The following is a 5,270-nucleotide window of genomic DNA, read 5'->3' as shown; positions in this document are numbered from 1 at the left end:
GAGTTTTTGTTTACTTTTTGCTCACTCAAAAAGTAAAAAGAATATTAGCCTCTGGATTGTGCCCCCTTTGTCATTCCGTGCTTGACACGGAATCTGGATTCCCGCGTGCGCGGGAATGACAGAAAAACGTGCGGGAATGACATTCTTTCTCCTGTCATTCCGCACTTGATGCGGAGTCTGGATTCCCGTTTTCACGGGAATGACAAGAAGAGCGGAGTCTGGATTCCCGTTTTCACCTGTCTGCGCAGGCATGGCAGGCACGGCATTCAGTTTTTAGGCATTCTTCACTCTATTTTTGAGAGTTCCTATGCCCTCTATAGAAATTTCCACCTCATCATCTATATTGAGAGGACCTACGCCTTTTGGTGTTCCGCTCGCTATCACATCACCCGGTAAAAGCGTCATGATTTTAGAAACATAAGAGACAAGCTCATAAACATTGAATATCATATGAGATGTGAAGGAATCTTGCTTTATCTCTCCGTTTATATATGTAACAATATGAAGATTTAAGGGATCTATATCTGTTTCTACCACATTTCCTATAGGACAGAAGGTATCAAAACCCTTAGCTCTGGTCCACACTCCATCCATCTTTTGCAAGTCTCTTGCAGTTACATCGTTGACAATAGTATACCCGAATATACAATCTTTAGCTTCCTCTACACCTACATTTTTAGTGATTTTTCCTATAACAATTCCCAGTTCCCCCTCATAATCAACTCTTTTTGACATATGGGTTGGATATATGATTGTCTCACCTGTTCCTATAACACTGGTGGAAGGTTTCATAAATATCTTCGGTGTAGCAGGTCTTTTATCTTTCATTTCCTTTATATGTTCAGCATAATTCAAGCCTATGCCTATAATCTTTGAGGGCGTAACCGGACTCAGGATTTTTACCTCTTCAAGGCTATATATCTTTTTGGTGTATATTAAAGGTTTTTCAAAAGGTTGCCCTGAAATTTCTGCAATATTTTTTCCATCCAAAACACCGTAGCTGATTTTATCGTCCTTTTCAAATCTCACGAACTTCATAACATCTCCTCTTACATATTTCTATATATTTTTATATTATTTGAGAATTTTTTCCAGAACTATTTATACCTGTGAACAAACTATTAATTCACATTGTTATGCTTCCATCTTTCCATAGTTTCCAATACCTCTTTGTCTGAGACATCATACCAATTTCTATAAACCTGGGCTACTGCTTGAAAAAATTTGGGTTTTTCCAAAACTACTATTTCATCTACTATTTTTTCTATCTCTTCTGCCGTATCTTCTCCTGAAACAGGCACTGCTACGATAATTTTTCCTGCTCCCTTATTTTTGCAAAGCATTATAGACGCTTGCATAGTAGAACCCATAGCAATGCCATCGTCAACCAATATAACAATTCTGTCTGTAATCTCCGGCAAAGGCTTATTTTTTCTCAATACTGCTATCCTTCTTATGATTTCCTGTTTTTGCTCTTTTACAACTTCAGCAATTGTTTGTTTAGAAAGCCATCTTTCAGCATCCTCAAAGATAAATGTGCTTCCATCTTCTGCAATTGCACCAAATCCTGATTCTGGATTATATGGAAAAGGCAGTTTTCTCGATATCAAAATAGAAAAATCTGCATTTAAATATTTGGCAATCTGGTATCCTACTTCAACCCCGCCTCTTGGAATTGCCAGAACTAAAACACCTTTATTCTTATATTTTTCTAAAGCTTTAGCCAGCTTCTTGCCTGCATCTTTTCTATCTTCAAACATATTTTTTGTAATATTTTTCCATTGTCAATTGATTTTTTAAATAGTAACCACAACTATTTTATTAATCATCTTTAATTTATATCATATATAAGCTACAATATTCAGCAATAATCTTATAGGGGATCATGATAAAAATGGATGTAAGAAGGTTTCCTGTTTAATATGTATGGTTTTAAGTTGCCTGTTAGAAAATTCATTGTTTCACTGAAATTTAATGAAAAACACTATTTGCCAGATTTTTCAGGATTGATATTGAGAAGTGCATTTGGTGTTGCTTTAAAGAGGGTATCCTGCATCTTTAGAGGCAGAAATTGTAAACATTGCCCTTTAAGAAATAGTTGTGCCTGGGTTTATCTTTTTGAAACACCTATTGAGAAAAATAATCCTTATTTAAAAGGAAGAAATTACGCACCCCATATACAACAAGCACGGACCCGCTTTGGCAATTCTTGAATATTAAAAGTTGTTGAAATTTTATCTTATTCATTGTATCTTGCTACATATCTTAAGCTGGAGGAATTAAAATGAAAAGAATGAAACAGTTGTGGTTTATAGTGGCTGTTATTTTGGCAGTATCATGTTTTTTTGGTCTTAAGGGATATGCAGCAGATGGTGCTGATAAGTCTATAGAGTTAACCTATAGCAATTTCTTTCCGCCCACTCATATACAGTCTCAATTAGCGGAATCATGGATTAAGGAGATTGAAAAACGAACCAATGGGAGGGTGAAAATTAGCTACTTTCCGGGTGGAACCCTGTTAAAAGGCCCACAAATTTATGATGGAGTTTTAAAAGGTATTACTGATATAGGAATGTCTTGTTTTGCTTATACCAGAGGCAGGTTTCCTACTATGGAGGCAATTGATTTACCTTTGGGTTATCCAAGCGGCGAGGTAGCAACATTGGCTGTCAATAAATTTTATGAAAAGTTTCAGCCAAAAGAACTTAAAGAAGTTAAAGTGCTTTATCTCCATGCTCACGGACCAGGAGTGCTTCATACCAGAAAACCTGTTCATAAAATGGAAGATTTAAAGGGAATGGAAATACGATGTACAGGATTTAGTGCCAAAGTAGCTAAGGCGTTGGGAGCGGTGCCAGTTGCAATGGGACAGGGCGATACATATGAAGCTTTAAGAAGGGGTGTAGTAAATGGAACCTTTACTCCTGTTGAAACCTTAAAGGGTTGGCGGCAGGCTGAGGTGATAAAGTATACCATTGATTGCAAGAATATTGGTTATACTACAGGAATGTATGTTGTCATGAATAAACAAAAATGGGCATCTCTGCCAGAGGATGTTAAAAAGATATTTTCAGATGTAAGTAAAGAATGGATTGTAAAACATGGAAAAGCATGGGATAAAAGTGACGAAGAAGGATATGAGTATAGTTTGAGTATGGGCAATAAAGTTATTGAACTCAGTCCTGAAGAAAGTGCCCGATGGGTAAAAGCGGTAAGGCCGGTGATCAATGAATATATCAAGGAAGCCAAAGCCAAAGGGCTGCCCGGAGATGAATATGTAAAAACCATAAAGAGCCTTATTGAAAAATCCGGCAGTCAATAAAGAGAAAAAAATTGCAGGGCTTTGTTCGCTTTGTGAAGGGGTTTTCTTCGACTCTTAACATCTTTGCAGGTATAGCTTTAATTTTAATGACAGCACTTGTTTGTATTGATGTGGTTTTGCGTATCTTCAGTCATAGCATCTTAGGCGCCTATGAAATTGTGGGCTTTTTGGGAGCCATAGTGAGTGCCTTTGCCCTTCCTCAAACCACCTTGGATAAAAAACATGTAAGTGTGGAAGTTTTAATTAACCATTTTCCCGTACATTTTAAAAGAACAACCCGTATCCTTGCAGACTTGTTAGCTCTGTGCCTGTTTGGATTTATAACCTATGCTGGAATTGCTTATGGTTACGATCTTAAAGTAAGTCACGAGACTTCCATGACCATCCGGCTACCTGTTTTCCCTGTTTTATATGGAATTGCTTTTTCATCTTTTGCAGTAATGCTCGTTTATTTAAGAGATTTAATTTTGCTATTTAAAAAAGAGAAGGCAAAATAGTGAACACCTTTGTTGGTATTGTAGGGATAGTCTTACTTATTCTTTTTCTTTTTTCTGGTATGCCAGTAGGATTCCTTATGGCTCTTTTGGGGTTTGCTGGTTTCAGTTGCGTAATTTCTATTAAAGCAGGCTTAGGAATAGTTATTAAAGATATATTTGGTGTTTTTAGTTCTTACAACCTTACCGTTATTCCCCTTTTTATTCTCATGGGGCAAATTGCATTTCATGCTGGTATTAGCCGACGCTTATATGATGCTGCTCATATTTTATCCAAGCATTTACCCGGGGGATTAGCTATAGCCACTATTGGTGCCTGTGCCAGTTTTGCTGCTATCTGCGGTTCAACCAACGCCTCTGCCGCAACCATGACAGCTGTAGCATTACCAGAGATGAAAAGATATGGGTATGGTATGAAATTAGCCACAGGAACCATTGCCGCAGGCAGTAGTTTAGGGATCATGATACCCCCCAGCGTCATTTTCATTATTTATGGTATTATGACCCAACAATCTATTGGCAAGCTATTTATAGCCGGCATTGTTCCAGGACTTTTGATAGCTCTTTTATTCATTGTTACCATTTGTGTTTGGGTGAAACTAAAGCCTGGTGTAGCTCCTTATAAACAGAATGATTTTGGATGCGCAAAGTCGGATGTGCTGATTGGTGTAGCTGAAAGCATTTTTTTGTTTTTGTTAGTAATGGGAGGATTGTTTGCCGGATTCTTTACTCCTACAGAGGCAGGTGCTATAGGAGCAGGTGGAACTATTTTGCTGTCTGTATTAAGAAAAAACTTGACCTGGTCTAAATTCATACAGGCTGTTTTGGAAAGTACAAAAACCTCCTGTATGGTATTGATGATTGTAGCTGGAGCGACTATTTTTGGCCATTTTTTGGCTATTACTCGCCTTCCCTTCACCTTAGCTAACTGGGTAACTGTTCTTCCCTTACCGCATGGCCTTATTATGATAATTATTATCCTACTTTATTTCGTTTTAGGCTGTTTTATCGATGCTTTGGCCCTCATTCTTTTAACTATTCCCATCTTTTATCCGGTTGTTATGGCGATGGGCTATAATCCTATCTGGTTTGGAGTGGTTATTGTTCTTGTAACACAGATAGGGGTTATTACACCTCCGGTGGGCGTAAATGTTTATGTAGTAAGTGGTATTGCGAAAGGTGTTCCGTTAGAAACTATTTTTAAAGGCGCTTTTCCTTTTTTGCTATCCCTGCTCTTATGCGCATTGCTCCTGGTTCTTTTCCCCCAAATTTCTCTATTCTTGCCAGGATTGATGAAATAATAGTATCTATATTTTATTACATATAGTGGGGGGGTAAATCCTGCGGCTTGCAGCGTTTTGTGTCATAAAAACCTCCAGTTTTTACGACCAAATCTGTGATTTGTGTCATTCCCGCGAATGCGGGAATCCAGACTCCAGATTCCGTGTCAAGCA

General features: G+C 37.8%; 6 protein-coding genes. 4 read left to right on the top strand and 2 right to left on the bottom strand.

Going from position 1 to position 5,270, the window contains the following annotated elements; genetic code table 11:
- Positions 1 to 273 precede the first annotated feature (273 nt).
- Positions 274 to 1,038: a fumarylacetoacetate hydrolase family protein gene (locus tag J7J10_01240; GenBank protein ID MCD6129568.1), complete on the bottom strand. Its 765-nt coding sequence runs from the start codon at positions 1,036 to 1,038 to the stop codon at positions 274 to 276.
- A gap of 83 nt (positions 1,039 to 1,121) precedes the next feature.
- Positions 1,122 to 1,760: a phosphoribosyltransferase gene (locus tag J7J10_01235; GenBank protein MCD6129567.1), complete on the bottom strand. Its 639-nt coding sequence runs from the start codon at positions 1,758 to 1,760 to the stop codon at positions 1,122 to 1,124.
- Between the two features lie 162 nt (positions 1,761 to 1,922).
- Between J7J10_01235 and J7J10_01230 the strand changes: the two genes are divergently transcribed.
- The 4 genes from J7J10_01230 to J7J10_01215 all read left to right on the top strand — a co-directional run bounded on the left by J7J10_01230 (position 1,923) and on the right by J7J10_01215 (position 5,117).
- On the top strand, positions 1,923 to 2,213 hold the full coding sequence (locus tag J7J10_01230) for a hypothetical protein (GenBank protein MCD6129566.1): 291 nt from the start codon (positions 1,923 to 1,925) through the stop codon (positions 2,211 to 2,213).
- Between the two features lie 80 nt (positions 2,214 to 2,293).
- Entirely contained in the window at positions 2,294 to 3,322 is a 1,029-nt protein-coding gene (locus tag J7J10_01225; GenBank protein ID MCD6129565.1) for a TRAP transporter substrate-binding protein, read from the top strand.
- 86 nt (positions 3,323 to 3,408) lie between these two features.
- Positions 3,409 to 3,819 carry a TRAP transporter small permease gene (locus tag J7J10_01220; protein MCD6129564.1) on the top strand — a complete coding sequence of 137 codons (411 nt, stop codon included), beginning with the start codon at positions 3,409 to 3,411 and terminating at the stop codon, positions 3,817 to 3,819.
- Positions 3,816 to 5,117 carry a TRAP transporter large permease gene (locus J7J10_01215; protein ID MCD6129563.1) on the top strand — a complete coding sequence of 434 codons (1,302 nt, stop codon included), beginning with the start codon at positions 3,816 to 3,818 and terminating at the stop codon, positions 5,115 to 5,117. Before J7J10_01220 ends, J7J10_01215 begins: the two co-directional genes overlap by 4 nt.
- Positions 5,118 to 5,270 lie beyond the last annotated feature (153 nt).

It is taken from the genome of Deltaproteobacteria bacterium, assembly GCA_021159305.1.
Classification (GTDB): Bacteria; Campylobacterota_A; Desulfurellia; order JAGGSF01; family JAGGSF01; genus JAGGSF01.
This window is presented reverse-complemented; position numbering and strand designations above follow the sequence as displayed.

Coding starts and splice junctions, on each gene's coding strand:
- J7J10_01240 (MCD6129568.1), bottom strand. CDS start 1,038: ATGAAGTTCGTGAGATTTGAAAAGGACGATAAAATCAGCTACGGTGTT.
- J7J10_01235 (MCD6129567.1), bottom strand. CDS start 1,760: ATGTTTGAAGATAGAAAAGATGCAGGCAAGAAGCTGGCTAAAGCTTTA.
- J7J10_01230 (MCD6129566.1), top strand. CDS start 1,923: ATGTATGGTTTTAAGTTGCCTGTTAGAAAATTCATTGTTTCACTGAAA.
- J7J10_01225 (MCD6129565.1), top strand. CDS start 2,294: ATGAAACAGTTGTGGTTTATAGTGGCTGTTATTTTGGCAGTATCATGT.
- J7J10_01220 (MCD6129564.1), top strand. CDS start 3,409: ATGACAGCACTTGTTTGTATTGATGTGGTTTTGCGTATCTTCAGTCAT.